This is a genomic window from Rhizobium sp. CC1099 (assembly GCF_029714385.1).
Classification (GTDB): domain Bacteria; phylum Pseudomonadota; class Alphaproteobacteria; order Rhizobiales; family Rhizobiaceae; genus Rhizobium.
The window spans coordinates 2,889,363-2,903,742 of sequence record NZ_CP121641.1 but is presented as its reverse complement, the minus strand read 5'-3'; the positions used below and the strand labels follow the sequence as shown (position 1 = coordinate 2,903,742).

General features: G+C 59.8%; 17 protein-coding genes. 15 read left to right on the top strand and 2 right to left on the bottom strand.

The window, feature by feature from the left end; translation table 11 throughout:
• Positions 1–8: 8 nt before the first annotated feature.
• From QA644_RS14650 to QA644_RS14620, 7 genes are all read left to right on the top strand, one after another.
• Positions 9–278, top strand: coding sequence for a hypothetical protein (locus QA644_RS14650; protein ID WP_283072390.1), 270 nt, complete (start codon positions 9–11; stop codon positions 276–278).
• A gap of 1 nt (position 279) precedes the next feature.
• Entirely contained in the window at positions 280–951 is a 672-nt protein-coding gene (locus tag QA644_RS14645) for a virB8 family protein (RefSeq protein WP_283072389.1), read from the top strand.
• The gene (gene virB9, locus QA644_RS14640) at positions 948–1,805 is read left to right on the top strand and encodes a P-type conjugative transfer protein VirB9 (protein WP_283069205.1); all 858 of its coding nucleotides are present in this window, start codon (positions 948–950) and stop codon (positions 1,803–1,805) included. Before QA644_RS14645 ends, virB9 begins: the two co-directional genes overlap by 4 nt.
• Before the next feature lie 9 nt (positions 1,806–1,814).
• Complete coding sequence (gene virB10 / locus QA644_RS14635; RefSeq protein WP_283069204.1) at positions 1,815–2,984, top strand: type IV secretion system protein VirB10; 1,170 nt, start codon at positions 1,815–1,817, stop codon at positions 2,982–2,984.
• Between the two features lie 8 nt (positions 2,985–2,992).
• A complete protein-coding gene (gene virB11, locus QA644_RS14630; RefSeq protein WP_283069203.1) occupies positions 2,993–4,075 on the top strand; it encodes a P-type DNA transfer ATPase VirB11 in 1,083 nt (360 codons plus the stop codon).
• 103 nt (positions 4,076–4,178) lie between these two features.
• Positions 4,179–4,358 (top strand): hypothetical protein, encoded by a 180-nt coding sequence (locus tag QA644_RS14625; RefSeq protein ID WP_283069201.1) that lies wholly within the window; start codon positions 4,179–4,181, stop codon positions 4,356–4,358.
• Between the two features lie 40 nt (positions 4,359–4,398).
• Entirely contained in the window at positions 4,399–4,767 is a 369-nt protein-coding gene (locus tag QA644_RS14620) for a hypothetical protein (protein WP_283069200.1), read from the top strand.
• Positions 4,768–4,786: 19 nt separating this feature from the next.
• Here QA644_RS14620 and QA644_RS14615 read toward each other — a convergent pair whose 3' ends face one another.
• Complete coding sequence (locus QA644_RS14615; RefSeq protein WP_283069199.1) at positions 4,787–4,990, bottom strand: hypothetical protein; 204 nt, start codon at positions 4,988–4,990, stop codon at positions 4,787–4,789.
• 319 nt (positions 4,991–5,309) lie between these two features.
• Here QA644_RS14615 and QA644_RS14610 point away from each other — a divergent pair, with 319 nt between their 5' ends.
• The 5 genes from QA644_RS14610 to QA644_RS14590 all read left to right on the top strand — a co-directional run bounded on the left by QA644_RS14610 (position 5,310) and on the right by QA644_RS14590 (position 9,576).
• Positions 5,310–5,576 carry a hypothetical protein gene (locus tag QA644_RS14610; RefSeq protein WP_283069197.1) on the top strand — a complete coding sequence of 89 codons (267 nt, stop codon included), beginning with the start codon at positions 5,310–5,312 and terminating at the stop codon, positions 5,574–5,576.
• Positions 5,577–5,762: 186 nt separating this feature from the next.
• Positions 5,763–6,221 (top strand): (2Fe-2S)-binding protein, encoded by a 459-nt coding sequence (locus QA644_RS14605; protein WP_183928679.1) that lies wholly within the window; start codon positions 5,763–5,765, stop codon positions 6,219–6,221.
• A 4-nt stretch (positions 6,222–6,225) separates the two neighbouring features.
• Positions 6,226–8,379 carry a molybdopterin cofactor-binding domain-containing protein gene (locus tag QA644_RS14600; protein ID WP_283069194.1) on the top strand — a complete coding sequence of 718 codons (2,154 nt, stop codon included), beginning with the start codon at positions 6,226–6,228 and terminating at the stop codon, positions 8,377–8,379.
• A gap of 2 nt (positions 8,380–8,381) precedes the next feature.
• Positions 8,382–9,020 carry an Isoquinoline 1-oxidoreductase subunit gene (locus QA644_RS14595; RefSeq protein WP_239597474.1) on the top strand — a complete coding sequence of 213 codons (639 nt, stop codon included), beginning with the start codon at positions 8,382–8,384 and terminating at the stop codon, positions 9,018–9,020.
• A gap of 346 nt (positions 9,021–9,366) precedes the next feature.
• A complete protein-coding gene (locus tag QA644_RS14590; RefSeq protein ID WP_239597476.1) occupies positions 9,367–9,576 on the top strand; it encodes a dodecin in 210 nt (69 codons plus the stop codon).
• Positions 9,577–9,708: 132 nt separating this feature from the next.
• Here QA644_RS14590 and QA644_RS14585 read toward each other — a convergent pair whose 3' ends face one another.
• Positions 9,709–9,975, bottom strand: a complete 267-nt coding sequence (locus QA644_RS14585) for a type II toxin-antitoxin system prevent-host-death family antitoxin (RefSeq protein WP_283069190.1) — start codon at positions 9,973–9,975, stop codon at positions 9,709–9,711.
• A gap of 428 nt (positions 9,976–10,403) precedes the next feature.
• On the opposite strand from QA644_RS14585, the gene QA644_RS14580 reads away from it, so the two are divergent.
• From QA644_RS14580 to QA644_RS14570, 3 genes are all read left to right on the top strand, one after another.
• Positions 10,404–12,638 (top strand): adenylate/guanylate cyclase domain-containing protein, encoded by a 2,235-nt coding sequence (locus QA644_RS14580; RefSeq protein ID WP_283069188.1) that lies wholly within the window; start codon positions 10,404–10,406, stop codon positions 12,636–12,638.
• A gap of 824 nt (positions 12,639–13,462) precedes the next feature.
• Positions 13,463–13,786 (top strand): DUF736 family protein, encoded by a 324-nt coding sequence (locus tag QA644_RS14575; RefSeq protein ID WP_028740169.1) that lies wholly within the window; start codon positions 13,463–13,465, stop codon positions 13,784–13,786.
• A 75-nt stretch (positions 13,787–13,861) separates the two neighbouring features.
• The gene (locus tag QA644_RS14570; RefSeq protein WP_283069185.1) at positions 13,862–14,131 is read left to right on the top strand and encodes a hypothetical protein; all 270 of its coding nucleotides are present in this window, start codon (positions 13,862–13,864) and stop codon (positions 14,129–14,131) included.
• Positions 14,132–14,380 lie beyond the last annotated feature (249 nt).

Below are 14,380 nucleotides of genomic sequence, written 5' to 3'. Positions count from 1 at the left end.
GTGTGCGCATGCTTCGCATCGTTTCATTGTTTCTCATCGCCGGGGCACTTCCCGCCTGCAGCTCGATGACACACCCGCTTCCCAAATGTGACGGCTACTTCCGCCGGCCCCTGAACCGGGCCATGTGGCAACGGGAGGACGATGGCAAGCTGAAGCAGCCTGCGTCCGCCCCGGCAAGCCATGCCGCCTTCTACGCGCAGCAACCGGCCTCGGCCACGCCAGCCGCCTTTGCGCATTTCGATGTCGAAGGTTCTTACCGTCCGTGCAAGGGCAAGTGACATGGTGACGCCGGATAATCTGAAGATCTACTTCGACAAGGCGCGCCGGTTCGATCAGGATCGGCTGATCCAGGTGGAGCGTTCCGCCCGCATCGCCTGGTTCGTCGCTGGTTGTGCCGGCATCGTGGCCGTCGTCTCCGTCTTCGCCATTGCCGGGCTCATCCCGTTGAAAACGGTCGAGCCCTTCGTGGTCCGCGTCGACAACTCCACCGGTATCGTCGACGTCGTCTCCGCATTGACGTCGGCCGCCGGGAGCTATGATGAGGCCGTCACCAAATATTTCGCTGCCAAGTATGTGCGCGCGAGAGAAGGCTATGTCTGGAGCGAGGCCGAGGAGAATTTTCGGATCGTTGCCTTGCTCTCCACGCAGCCGGAGCAGACGCGTTTTGCGACTGTCTACCGCGGCAGCAATCCGCAATCTCCGCAGAATATCTACGGTCGCAGCGCGACGGCGCGCATCAGCATTGTTTCCATCTCCCTGATCAATGCCAACGTGGCCTCCGTGCGCTACATGCGCACGAACACCCGCGGAGACGACGTGCGCACCATGCACTGGGTCGCAACGCTCACCTTTTCCTATGTCAACGCGCCGATGTCCTCCACCGACCGGCTGGTCAATCCCCTGGGCTTTGCCGTCAGCGAATATCGCGCCGATCCGGAGGCCGTCGATTGAAACAGATATTGCTGATCGCCTCTGTTCTGAGCTTTGGTCTTTCATCGACGGCGGTTGCCCTGGAAATTCCCCGCGGCGCATCAAAGGACAGCCGTATCCGCTTCGTCGATTATCAGCCCTACAACATCACGCGGATCGTCGGGACGTTGCGGTCGTCGGTCCAGATCGAGTTTGCCGCCGACGAGGAGATTGCCCATGTCGCGCTTGGCAATAGCGTTGCATGGGAGGTGGCGCCGGCCGGCAACATCCTGTTCCTGAAGCCGCGGGAACATCAGCCGGTGACCAATATCTCTGTTGTGACGGCCAGGCGCGACGGATCGACCCGCAGCTATCAGATGGAACTGACGGTGCGGGACGGAACGGTCGAAGCCGGACAGAACACCTATTTTTACGTGAAGTACCGCTACCCGGCCGATGAGGCGGAACGGCGCCGTCAGGAGGCCGCCGCCCGTGCCCAGGCTTCTGAGGCCGGTCGGGCGGACCAGGTGCTCGCGCTCCACGAGGTCTATGGGCCGCGAAACTGGCGCTATTCGGCGCAAGGTTCCGTGTCACTCGAACCGCAGGCCGTCTATGACAACGGCAAAGTCACCACTTTCGCCTTTGCCGGCAATCAGGAAATGCCGGCGATCTACATGGAAAACTCCGACGGCACCGAGGGCCTGGTTCCAAAATCCGTCGACGGCAATCTGGTGCTGGTTCATGCCATCAGCCACAAGTTCATTCTGCGGCGGGGAGGGGATGTGCTGTGCGTGTTCAACGAGGCCTACGATCGTGTCGGCATCAACCCTGAGACCAACACGACGTCACCGTCCGTCGAGCGTGTCGTCAAGACGCAACCCGCTATCGCGCAATAGGAAAGTGTCATGGCTGCGGAAGACAACACACCGATCCCTGGAGAGCGCGCCGAAACATCGACCGGGCGGCGCCGGCTCGACAACAGCCCGATCCTGAAACGCGGCGCAGTTGCCGTTGCGATCGTTGCCTTCGTCGCTTTTGCGCTCTGGTCGATGCGCGGTCAGAACAAACCGCCAGAAGGAACCCACCCCGAGCGCGTCGTTATCCGCCAGACGTCGGATTTCGAGCCCGCCAGGGAACCGGTTCAGCCACTGATGCCGGCGGAGGCGCAGCTGCCAACGCCTGTGGTGACCGAGGAGGCGCCGGCTGAGGAGGATAAGCTCCTCGACGCTGCCCGCCGCGCGCCGGTGATCGCTTATGGCGGCGATAAGGCGCCAGCTACCGACCGGCAGAACCAGAGTTCGGATGCTCCATCGAACGACTTTCCGTTCGACGCTAATCCCGGCGCTCTCGGTTCGCAGGCGGAAAACGAAGACCAGCGGTTCAACAGGATGCTGACGCCGACGCAATTGCAGGGCTCGCGCGCCGGCATGCTTGGAAATCGCGATTTCATCGTCGCCATGGGAACGTCCATCCCTTGCGTGCTCGAAACAGCGCTTTCCTCGGACCAGCCGGGCTTTGCAAGCTGCGTCATCAACCGCGATGTGCTGTCGGACAATGGCCGCGTCGTGCTGATGGAAAAGGGTACCCAGATCGTTGGCGAATATCGCGGCGGTCTTCGCCGCGGTCAGAAACGCCTGTTTGTTCTGTGGAGCCGTGCCAAGACGCCGAAGGGCGTGATCTTTACGCTCGCGTCGCCTGCAACCGATAATCTCGGACGTGCCGGCATGGACGGCTTTGTCGACACCCACTGGTGGGAGCGCTTCGGCAGCGCGATCCTGCTGTCGATCGTCGGCGATGCGACCTCCTACGCGAGCAGCCGGCTGCAGGAAGGCGATGTCGAGGCGCAGGATACCACGAGCGCCGGCCAGCAGGCCGCGGCGATCGCGGTGGAACAGTCGATCAGTATCCCGCCGACGCTTCTGAAACACCAGGGCGACCTGGTCTTAATCTTCGTGGCGCGGGATCTTGATTTCTCTGGCGTTTACCGGCTTCGCGTGACGGAGCCTCGCAACAGGATCTATGACCGCGCCATTTTCGGGGATTTCAGGCCGGCTTCCTCTCCGGTCACCAAATAGGTGCGCCGATGTCGGAGGGAACAGATTGCGGTGTCGTGCGCGAGCTTCTTGCGCCAATCTCCGTCTTTCTGCGCGACATGTCGCTTTACGAGATCATCATCAACTGGCCAGGTCAGGTGGTGACCGAGGGGACGGCCGGATGGCAGACCCACGATCTGCCGGAGCTATCGTTCGACAAGCTGATGCGTCTCGCACGCGCTGTCGCAAGCTATTCCAATCAAGCGATCGATGAAACACGGCCGATCCTGTCGGCCACCCTGCCAGACGATGAGCGAATCCAGATCGTGATCCCACCGGCAACGACGAAGGGAACGGTCAGCGTTACGATCCGAAAGCCGTCATCCGTTTCGCTAAGCCTCGACGATCTCGATGACGGCGGCCTGTTCGACGATGGCGTGAAAGCCGAAAGAGACGGCAACGCGTCGGGCTGCAAGCTTTTGGGGTTCTACAGGAGCAGGTCCTACAAGGCGTTTCTCCGCGAAGCCGTCCAAGCGAGAAAGAACATCATCATTTCCGGCGCAACGGGCTCCGGCAAAACGACCTTGTCGAAGGCGCTGATCCGTCATATTCCGTCAAGCGAGCGGATCATTTCGATCGAGGACACGCCCGAGCTGGTCATCCCGCAATCGAACCACGTTCGTCTCTTTTATTCCAAAGGAGGTCAGGGCCTGGCGAAGATCGGCGCCAAGGACCTGCTGGAATCTAGCCTGCGCATGCGGCCGGACCGAATTCTACTACAGGAACTGCGAGACGGAACGGCATTCTATTACATCCGCAATGTCAATTCGGGGCACCCAGGTTCGATCACGACAGTGCATGCCGACTCCGCGCAGCTCGCCTTCGAACAGCTGACATTGCTGGTCAAGGAATCGGAAGGCGGCAGGGACCTCGACAGGCATGATATCCGTGCGCTGTTGATGATTGCCATCGATGTCATCGTCCAGTGCAAACGCATCGATGGACGGTTTCGGGTGAGCGAGGTCTATTACCGGGACGCGCAAGCGCCCGGGAGCGGCGTCGCCGTTGTGAAAGCCGGTCAGAAATGGTCAGCTTGTGGGGGCCGCAGGATTGTGAGGCAGAGGGTGAGGTAAGCTCGTGATGGTTGAGGTGGTCGGAGAGAGGCTCTGGCCGCTCCGTCATGGAGCACCGCGGGTCTCGAAACCAATTGCGATCAGGAAACAGAATCCCAAGGTAGTGTTTGAAGGCACGGTCGAGGATGTCCGCGGCTATCGCGACGACGTGCGCGATCCTGACAACATCTCGAAGCGTCTGGCGGAAACCGAGGGCGCTCGGATCGCGAAGGAGGAAGCTGAGTTTGCCGAGATCGTCGAGACGGAGCGCAAAAATTCCGACGCCGGCTTCCTGACGTTTTAACCAGTAACCGCTATAGCCGAGCCATCATGAGGAAAGGCACATGACGGACACCGAGGACGAGCAGCAATTCACCACGAAAACCGAACTGTTGCGATGGAATGAGACCTTGAAACACCACGCTTCCTGGTGCAATACGATTTCCGGTAGTATCTTGTTCGCAGGGCTCTTTTCGCCGATTGTGGCACTCTTGGCACAGCGCGACGTTGTGACCATCGCGACCGGCTTCGGTTTCTTTGGCTATTTAATTGCCACGATTCTGGCCCATATCTATGGCGAAGGCTTCATTTTGAAGCTCAAAGGAGATGATGTGTTCGACCAAAGTAACCTGTTCAACATCATCTACATTGCCCTGCCACTGGTCGGGATCGTTATCCTGGGCGGCCTGATCTATATGCAACGCCACCACTAAATTCCGTCTTGCGCCAGCCTTAGTCCGTCGTCGCTTCTGATACAGACGACTGATAGAGATCGCCATCGACGTCATCGTCCAGTGCAAACGCATCGATGGACGGTTTCGGGTGAGCGAGGGCTATTACCGGGAAGCGCAAGAGACCACCGTCGGCATGTCCGATGGCAGCAGTCGCGATCATCGTGAATGCCGGTCGCTTCGCGAGGGATTTGCTGTTTCGCATGGTCTGCGCCCGCCGCGAGCTCGGCTCCATTTTGGCGGATCATGCGTGTCCACGCTAACGCGATCAAAACATACCGACCTATCGGGCCACTGCGGCTGTTTGCGCATGTCACATGTCAATAGCCACAGCCGCGTGACCGCGATCCTGGTTCATTGAGGTCGAACCGTCCGGAAGAAACGCCCTCTCCGAATCGTTCTTCCGCGCGCCCTTAACGAAATAATTGACAGTCCAACCAAAACGGCGCTCCGTGGCTCGACGGGGATGGATCTTGGCACTCTTGGTTGATGCCGGCCTTCGCCGTCACGATAGGGAGGATGCAATGCCGACAGTCATTGGCCACCATAACATCACAAAGGGCACGAAGCACTGGCTCGACTCGCCGAAGCGCAAAGAGCTTTTTGGTCCGCTCGGCGTGACCAACATACGAACATTTGTAGATCCACAAAATCCGACTCGGGTGGCCGTTCTTATGGACGTTCCGGACATGGACGCCATGATGAAAGCTATGCAGAGCAAGGAAGCCGCGGATGCGATGGCCTTCGATGGAGTGGTGCCAGAGTCCTTGGTGATCCTGGTCGAATCGTAAAGGTGATTGCTCTGCTGGCCAGGGTTAGTAGGGTTTGGTCAGCGGTTGCCGTGCGGCTCCGGTCATTCTGGAAAGCGCCCATTATCGGCGTAGAGCCACAAGATTGCAACTTGCGCTTTCCGCGCTTTCAGCTAATTTAGCTGTCGCTGTATGTTCGTTGAGGGGCGGCTTCCAGCCGACGTTCATATGTCCTACGATCTTTCAGTCAATGGTAAGAACTACGCCGTCGATGTGGATGGCGATATTCCGCTTTTATGGGTCCTGCGCGACACCATAGGTCTCACCGGTACGAAATTTGGCTGCGGCATCGCCATGTGCGGAGCCTGCACGGTGCATGTCGATGGTGTGCCCGTGCGGTCGTGTGTGATGCCGGTCGCCGAAGCGGCCGCCAAGCCCATTACCACGATCGAGGCGATTGGCGAGACTGACGAAGGCGCTCGGGTACAGAAGGCCTGGCTGGACATCGATGTCGTTCAATGTGGCTACTGTCAGTCTGGACAGATCATGTCCGCCACCGCGCTACTTGCTGCCAATCCGTCGCCCACCGACGACGACATCGATGCCGTCATGGCCGGAAATATCTGTCGATGCGGCACCTATCCGCGCATTCGGGCGGCGATCAAACTGGCTGCCAAGGCGAGGTGATGCGATGTCCATCCACGACAAAGTCAACCTTGCTGTTTCGCGTCGGCATTTTCTGATCGGCGCATCGTTGACCGGAGCAGGCCTGGTCATCGGCCTTCGGCCGTCGCCGTCATGTGCTGCCGCAGAGACGTTTGAAGCAAATGCCTTCATTCGCATCCCTGCGGAAGGCAAGATTGTTTTCATCATGCCCTGCGTGGAGATGGGGCAAGGCATCTATACCTCGGTGGCGATGCTGCTGGCCGAAGAGCTGGAAGTCCGCCTCGATCAGACCACGCTGAAGCATGCACCTGCTGATCCTGCACGTTATGCAAATCCTTTGATAGGTGATCAGATCACCGGCGGTTCCCTTGCCATTCGCGCTGTTTACGAGCAGATGCGCAAGGCAGGTGCCACGGCCCGGATCATGCTGGTAAACGCTGCTGCGCATGGTTGGAACGTTGCAGTGGATACGTGCAAGGCCGAGGCCGGGCATGTCGTTCACGCTGCAAGCGGCCGCCGCGCCGACTACGGGAGCCTGATACAGGCTGCAGCATCAGAGCCCGTTCCGCAGGAAGTTCCGCTAAAATCCGCGTCCAGCTTCAAAGTGATCGGCCAGTCCATCCGGCGTCTCGACAGCCCCGAGAAGGTCAACGGCACCGCCAAGTTCGGTATCGACGCCCGCCCGGAAGGCGTGTCCTATGCGGCGATAGCGATCTGTCCCCACTTCGGCGGGAAACTGCGATCGGTCAAGGATGGACCGGCAATGGCGGTCAAGGGGGTCCGACAGGTCGTCCGGATCGAGGACGCAGTCGCCGTCGTGGCCGACAATACTGGCGCCGCACGCAAGGGGCTTGCAGCACTTTCCATCGAGTGGGAGCAGGGCGCCGATGGTGCTCTCTCGCTGGCCGATCTCGAGAAGCGCGCGGAGGACGCGATCGGCGGCAACGCCTTGCCCCACATAAACGAAGGCGATGTCGCAAAGGCGGAATCCGAACACAAGCCCGCCCTTGAATTCGTCTACCGCCTACCGATCCTCACGCATTCGGCGATGGAGCCGATGAATTGCACGGTTCACGTCCGCAACGATAGCTGCGACGTATGGGTCGGCACCCAGGTGTTGGGCCGGGCAAGACAAGTGGTTGCTGACGTCACAGGCCTCCCGTTGGATAAGGTCGTTGTGCACAACCACCTTCTCGGTGGCGGTTTCGGCCGGAGGCTCGATGTCGACGGCGTCATTCTGGCGGCGAAGATCGCAAAGCAGGTGGATGGCCCGGTTAAGGTCACCTGGAGCCGCGAGGAAGACATCCGCCACGACTGCTACCGCTATCTAAATTACAGTAAGATCACCGCGACGCTGGGTGCCGATGGCATGCCGGTTTCCTGGCGGCATCGCGTCATCGGCCCATCCGTGATGGCGCGTTGGCTACCGGCCTTCACGCGCGATGGCATAGACCTCGACATCATGACTGGTGCGGAGACGCCGTATGCGATCCCGAACAAATATACGGACTTCGTGCGCCACGAGGCTCCGGACGGGATGTTGACGGGCAACTGGCGCGGCGTCGGTGCCACGCGCAACGTCCCGGCAATCGAAGGCGGCGTCGACGAACTGGCTCACGCCGCGGGCATCGACCCGCTCGATTACCGCAGGCGGCTGCTTCAGCATAAGCCGCGCCTCCTAGGTGTCCTCGACCTAGCGGCGGAGAAGGCGGACTGGTCGACCACTCTCCCCCAAGGCAAGGGAAGGGGTATCGCCCTTTTGGAGGATTTCGGAAGCTTTGCCGCGATGATCTCGGAAGTAAGCGTAGGGGAAGATGGCAAGCTCAAGACCGACCGCATCATCTGCGCTGTCGACTGTGGCCAGATCATCAATCCAGACACGGTAGAAGCCCAGATACAGAGCGGCATCATCTACGGCCTCAGCGCTGCACTCTACGGACGCATCACGGTCCAGAACGGTGCCGTAGTGGAGGGCAACTTCGACGATTCTCCCGTTCTGCGAATACACGAGACGCCGAAGATCGAGGTGCATATCGTGCCCAGTTCCGAGGCACCAGGCGGCATAGGGGAGGTTGGCACACCCGGCGTTGCACCCTCGCTCTTCAATGCGATCTTTGCGGCAACCGGCAAGCGGCTGCGGTCGCTGCCGATCGATCAGAACGAATTGCGGAGAGTGTGATCATGGCCAAGCGGTTTCTCGCAATCCCGCTCGCCGCTGTTGTCGCTACGATCGGGAGCGTTGCCGGCTTAGGACCATTGGGCTATGCCGAAACATCGGATGGTGGAGCGCTGAAGACCGTCTCCGATTTCGATGCGATAACGGAGACCAGCGCGCGCTCGAAGGCTATCTTCGAAGAAGCCAGCCGTGTCATGACGCATCCGCGCTGCATAAACTGCCATCCGGCAACGCGCAGCCCGACGCAGGGAGAAGACTTGCATCAGCATGTGCCGTTGATGAATGCCAGCCAAAGCTCGCTGGGTCCGGCTGGGCTTGTCTGCAGCACTTGCCACGGTGCGGAGAATCGTCCGATCGTAGGCAGCCGCATGAAATCCATTCCGGGCAACGCACACTGGTCATTGGCCCCGGCCAGCATGGCCTGGCAAGGGCTGACGGTGGGTGACATATGCCGGCAGGTAAAAGATACAAGCCGGAACGGCAATCGTTCGCATGCCGACCTCATACGCCATATGGGCGAAGACCATCTGGTCGGCTGGGCTTGGCATCCGGGGGAAGGACGCAGTGCCCCTCCAGGTTCGCAGGAGACCTTTGCCGCGCTTGTCGCCGCCTGGGTCGAGACTGGTGCCGAATGTCCAGATTGAGAAATGGCACTCTGCTAGACAGCCGTTGGCGAACCGCCACAGTTGTGGCATTTGCCAACGTACCTCCGGAATTTTAACGGCAATTCACGGAGCTTGCATCTAAGCAAAGGGAATTGTGAAATAGATTGATCTGTGGCGTCTGATAGCCGCGCGCCCGTAGCTCTGCGATAAGTACCAATTAATTGGTTCGCGCTTGCATAGCGTGAAGCTGTCCGGCTTTGCCCAAGTCCGGAATCGCTCATATCCCGGGCCGTTTGACAAAAGGCGCCCGTTCCCGGATCGTCTGTGCTCGACGGCAAGCTTGGAAGCCGTGTCGGAGAGATTTCAATTCGAATGGGAGGATGGCATGAACGATCACGTTTACAAGAAGGTCGAACTGATCGGAAGTTCGAAGACCTCTGTCACGGAGGCGATCGAGACGGCGATTTCGCGGGCCTCAAAGACGATGAGAAACCTTGAATGGTTCGAAGTCGATCAAATCCGCGGACACATCAAGGACGGTGTGGTGGGCCACTACCAGGTGGTCATGAAGGTCGGGTTTCGCATCGACGACTGATGCGCTGCGATTGGCGAGAACCCTGCCAACTCCCACATTGTCTTCTGTCATGGATCCAATGGGCAAAGACGTCTGATGCACTCGCCCTGGAAGGGGCGAACATGGAAATGGCGTTGGTGTCGAGAAGAGAGCTCACAGATCAACTTCGCGGGAGGAGACCGGGTTGCGGGCGAAAACATCGTCGTCGAGATCGAGATCGGCCGGAAAGGTCTTCAGGTACTGGACCAGGCTAGGCCGATCCTTCCGGAGTGCCTTCCTTGCTGCCTCTGCGGCTCCTACGCTGACGAGGACGGCGGCGGCGCGACCGTGGCGCGTGATCGTTACAAACTCGCCAGCGGCGGCTTTATCGATAACATGAGAGAACGACGCCTTTGCGTCCTTTAGACTAACTGTTGACACTGCGTGTCTCCTGAAAAAGGGTCATTTGGGACTCCTTTTGGAAATTGACGCCGACAAAATCAAGCAAGAAGTTCAACCGCTTGCCATGTTGGTTGAGTTTTCTCGCAGTGGGCGGTCTGTGCCCATTCGTGCTCACCTGGATCATGCAATCCCGCCACATGCTTGAACTCGTGGCCAGGACCAGCCCGCTGGCCCTCGCCTTCCGGCGATCAGCAGGTCGTAACGTCCGATCGGCGTCCCCCTGGCGGTGAGGGGCGAATTTCCCCGTCATAACGCGCTTGACGCCCAAACTCGTTATGTGAGGTCGAAATTGCCACTGAAACATGATTTTCTCCAAAATTCCCGTCGTTCACTTCAAGCAAGGATAATGGCACCCGCACGTGACGTGCTGTAATATGCTGTTTGAGGCTCACCCAGGAAGATCTGGTATGGAGCGCCGTCTAGCAGCAGTCCTGATTGCGGATGTCGTCGGCTACAGCCGAATGAGCGAGGTCGACGAAGAGGGAACGCGTGTCCGCTTCCACGCCGACCTGCACGAACTCTTCGAGCGGAAGATCGCCATGCATCACGGCCGCCTGGTAAAGACCATGGGTGACGGCGTGCTCGTCGAGTTTCACAGCGTGGTGGATGCCGTGCACTGCGCGGTGGAACTTCAACAGGAGAAAGCCGAGCGCAACGCAGCACTGCCGCCCGAACAGAGGATGGTTTTCCGCATTGGCGTCAATCTCGGCGACATCATTGTCGAAGGCGAGGACATTCACGGCGACGGGGTCAATATCGCCGACCGCATGCAGGTGCTGGCGGAACCCGGCGGCATCGCAATATCCGGAACCACCTATGACCAGGTGAGATCGAAGCTTGCGGTCGGTTACCTTGCGCTGGGCGAGCGGAGGGTCAAGAACATTGCCGAGCCTATCCGGGTCTATCGCGTGGTGCTTGACCCCGCAGTGGAACGCAGGACCATCGGCGCAGCGAGGACCCCGCGAGCCTGGGCTGTTCCCGCAGCTGCCATGGGTATCGCCGTCTTTCTATTGGCGGGATTGGCATGGTGGCAACCATGGCAGGCGGAGGATAATGCCTCCGTTGCTGCTGTCGACACCCGGCCGTCGCTCGTCGTGTTGCCTTTCGACAACCTCAGCGATGACAAGGAGCAGGGCTACCTTGCCGATGGCATCACCGAGGATTTGACAACGGAACTGGCACGCATTCCCGGCCTGTTCGTAATTTCGCGCAATGCTGCATTCACCTTTAAAAACAGGGCCAGCCTGCCATCAGAAGTTTCGACCCAATTGGGCGTTCGATACCTCCTGGAGGGCAGCGTACGTCGTGCCGGGGCCGAGATGCGCATCAATGCGAAACTCATAGACTCGACGACCAATGGCAACGTTTGGGCGGAGCGGCTCGACGGGGCATGGAGCGACGTGTTCGAGCTTCAGGACAAGATGGTTGGGGAGATCGCAACCGCCCTCAAGCTTCGCCTGGTCACGAGCCATCAAGTTGCATCGATCGCTGGTGGAACAAATAACCTCGCCGCATACGAGGCATATTTGCGCGGTCGCGAACTGGAACTGAGGGAAAGGCCGGAGGACTGGGTGGAAGCCGTAAAGTACTATGAGCGGGCTCTGGCGCTTGATCGCGCATTTGGCAATGCTGCGGCGGCACTCGCCTGGATGTATCGGGAAGCACATTGGACCGAGGCTCGGTCGAAAGTGTTGGGGCTTACGCAGGATGAAGCCCGCAGCAAGGCAGACGCCTATTTCACGCAGGCCGCCAAGAATCCCTCTCCGGCGTATTACAGACTCCTCACGGCAAAGCTGAACCAGATGCAAAGGTCCGATGAGGCGATCGCCGCCGCGGAGCGGGCCATAGCGCTCGATTCGAGCGACCCTTCCAATTACGAGTGGCTGAGTATGGCCATGATTTTTAACGGCAGGGCCGAGGATGGTCTCGGCTACCTTGATGCCGCAACACGTGTGGATCCCGATTGGTCACGCTGGCGCTACTTGCTTGCCGGGCTCGCCTACTTCTCGATGGACCGCTTCGAGGAAGCCGTCGTCGCCTTCGAAAAGATTGCTCCGGAATCGAAGGAAACCTCCTATTGGGACTTTTGGTCCAATTACCAGGGCCTGATGTTGCTCATCTCCGCCTATGGGCAACTGGATCGACACGCTGATGCTGCCGCCGCCCGTGAGAGGTTGAAGCCCTACCTGGCCCAAGCGCAAGAACCTGAATACACAGGGCTGATGGCTGCGGTCGAATTCCCGTTCAAGAATTACGTCGACCTGGAAAGAGTCCTCGTGGGTATGCGTAAGGCAGGTGTGCCGGATCTGCCCGAGGGTTTCAGCCCGAAGCCGGAAGATCGCCTCGACGGCGGCGCGATAAGGGCTCTGCTCTTCGGTCACGAAATCCAGGGGCGCAATATCGAGACAGGCGAGGCATATCGGCGAGTGACGGCACCAGACGGCACGACAGTGATCACCGTCGGAGAATGGTCCGATCAGGGGAGCAGCAAAATCGAGGGCGATATGCTCTGTTCCATCTACCCGACGCGGTGGCGTTTCTGCGGCGTCATTGTCCGCAATCGCGACGGCACGTTCGCCCAAAAAAACGAGTATCGGTTGATTCTTCAGTGGGACAGGTTCGAATTCTCGATGGTGAAGTGAGCTGCGGTCTGACTGAAGTACACTTAGGCGGCCGGTGCAGCCTAACTCCGCGAGATTGTGCTCCATACTCGCGCTCCTATGCGCCCCGCAATAGAGCTTGTGCACGACAATCGCGGAGAAGCCGATGCGTCGTTTCGAGGTGGTGCATTCATAATGGCAATCATCGATCGCACGGCCGTCGATCTTCAACGACTTTGCCGAATGAGTGGCGGCGGATCGGTTCATAGCCGTGATGGATGTGCAGCTTGCCGCGCCCAGACAGATTTCGGCGATGGTGTCCTCGATATTGGCAAGCGCCTGCGCGCGACGATGGAGGCCGGTCTGTCCCGCGTGGTCAAAGCCGGGTGAAGCTTCCGCGCCCTGTTGAGACTCGGCGAAGACCCTTGGCAGAGACCGGGATTGGTCAGGGCGAGGTTCCCGAAGATTGCCGCGCCAGGCTGGCATTGAGCGGAGACGTCCCTGTGGTCGGGCGGCGAGGCGACGGCGCAGCGAAACCGCCGTGAGGCACTGAAGTCTGGCCGTGTGGCATGCCAGGTTCGCTTGTGGGCGAAGATGGACGAAGAGGCGTTGATCCGGACGGTGCCGTGCATCATGGGCGCGGGCGGTCTGCGGCCGGACGAATCGGATGGCCACAGATAGACGTCTCGCCCATCGGCCGCATCCAGGACCATTCCCGTTTTTATGCCGCCTTTTAATGGGCCGGCCGCCATCAGCGTCAACCCGCAAGGAGTTCCCCTGCGCTTGCGCTCCGGTGACGCCTGCGGCTCGGCCCCTTCTTCGGGCGCCATCGGGAATGGTCCCGAGCAACCGAAGGAGACAATACCATGGCCACCACGATCGCAACCCTGACGCAGAAGACCGACGGTACCCTCGAAGGCGTCTTCGCCACCATCCGGGTCAATGCCCCGATCGCCATCATCCCGAACGCCAACAAGGCGAGCGAGGAAGCCCCGGACTACCGCGTCATCCACCGCAAGACCGGCTTTGAAATCGGCGCCGCGTGGGCCCGCATCGCCCGCCAGACCGGCGAGGAATACCTCTCCGTCAAGCTGGAAGCACCGGAAATCGGCGTGATCTTCGGCAATCTCGCACCCGCTCCAGGCGGCGAACCGAACCGCAAGGTCATCCTCTGGAACAATCCGGCCTGATCCGGAATGCCGGCCCTGGCAACGGGGCCGGCCCAACCGCGAACGGCACCCCCATCCGATCCGAGGAGCCTCCCCATGAGCCGCTACACGATCACCGTCACGAAAACCGCCTCCCGCCATAGCGATCCCGATGCCGTCATCGGCTACGACCGGCCGCTGCAGACCTTCTTCCTGCAGGCTTTTCCGGACCTGCGAGCTGCAGCGCTGGCGAAAGGTTATGATTTCATCCCGATCTCATCGGGCACACTCCGGAAGTTGCTCGACGACTACTCGCGCGAAGCCCTTCGATCCGTGCCGGACGGCATCATCCAGGATCTTCTGTCCAGTAGAGCCCCGAGCGACTGAGGCGTCAGTATTTCCGTACACAGGCAAAAATCCAGTCCCACGAGGCTCCCGGTCGAGCTCGACCACCTGAGCTTCCCGGCTCTGGTGCGACGCGAGCCGAAGACGGTATCCAACATCTGGTCCGCCCCAACCGGACTGAGATCCCGGCCAACCAGCCGCCTCGCAAGCGGACACCGGATAACATACAGCATTTACAACAATGCTGTATATGGTGGATTTGTGTCCATAAACACGCTATAATCGCCGGCA